The sequence below is a fragment of the Paenibacillus sp. 01T422 genome, from assembly GCF_056398785.1.
In genome coordinates this window covers 1-997 of record NZ_JBFTQB010001386.1, presented here as the reverse complement: position 1 = coordinate 997, position 997 = coordinate 1, and the positions used below count along the sequence as shown (strand labels likewise).

General features: G+C 40.6%; 1 protein-coding gene. It reads right to left on the bottom strand.

Annotated features, from left to right (window positions below):
- Nucleotides 1–96 precede the first annotated feature (96 nt).
- Nucleotides 97–537, bottom strand: coding sequence for an FMN-dependent NADH-azoreductase (locus AC1DUA_RS38955; RefSeq protein ID WP_477504779.1), 441 nt, complete (start codon nucleotides 535–537; stop codon nucleotides 97–99).
- Between the last annotated feature and the right edge of the window lie 460 nt (nucleotides 538–997).

The following is a 997-nucleotide window of genomic DNA, read 5'->3' as shown; positions in this document are numbered from 1 at the left end:
GTCCTTTATCTGCTCAATCTAAGGGCCATCCTCTACGGAATGGCCCTTCTTTGGATTCATTTTATTCAATTTTCATTCCCATACTTGGCTTACGCTTTAAAATTTCTCCGCCAGCTCAATTGCTTGCTGCAAGGCTTTGTTCTTGATTTCCTGCGCTTGTTCTTTATATTGCCCGACACCTTCCACAAAGATGGATTGGAAATTTTCAATGCCAAGGAGTTTCATCACCGCTCTCAAGTAGCTGTCGCTAAAATTCAATTCTTGATAGTCTCCGTGTGACAAAATAGTTCCTGAAGCTTGAATGTGAGCAACCTTCTTACCGGTTGCTGTGCCTACTAAGCCACCTAATCCCCTAACACCGTTAACAGCCCGCTCGAACGTCATGCCTGGTACAGCAATCGCATCAATGTATGCCTTCAACACAGGAGGAAATAAGTAGTTCCATACCGGATTTGCGATTACAATTTTGTCCGCCGAGATGAATTGCTCAACCAATTCCCTCATGCGAACGGCTTTCTCCTTGGCTTCGGGACTCAGTTCATCAAAAGACGGACCCGTTGGCGGTTGTCCCCAACGTTTCAGAAGATCTGCATCAATTTGTCCAGATATGAATATTATTTTTGGGATTGTTCAAATATAAAGCATATTAATTTTAAAAAGGTGGGGTCAAAATATGAGATGTATATACTGTGAAAATGTGAAACAAATAAAAGGCAAAAAAAATATTTGCTTTATTTGTGGTACTATCACCAAACATCGATAGCAGGTTACGGTTTAGACTTTCTCGAAAAAGAAGTCTATTCCACTGGTCGAATCCTGACAATAATAAATTCCATGTGGAGTTTTATACGCTAGTTTCGGCTCTATTTTATTAAATTAAAGGGGCTAGGCGGCCACGAAATTGCGGTAGTTAAGTAGTGTAAAAAAGGGTGGACGCTCAAAACGTCCACCCTTTTTTTAGGTTCAGTCTAACCTTAAATCTCTATCAACTTTCAAC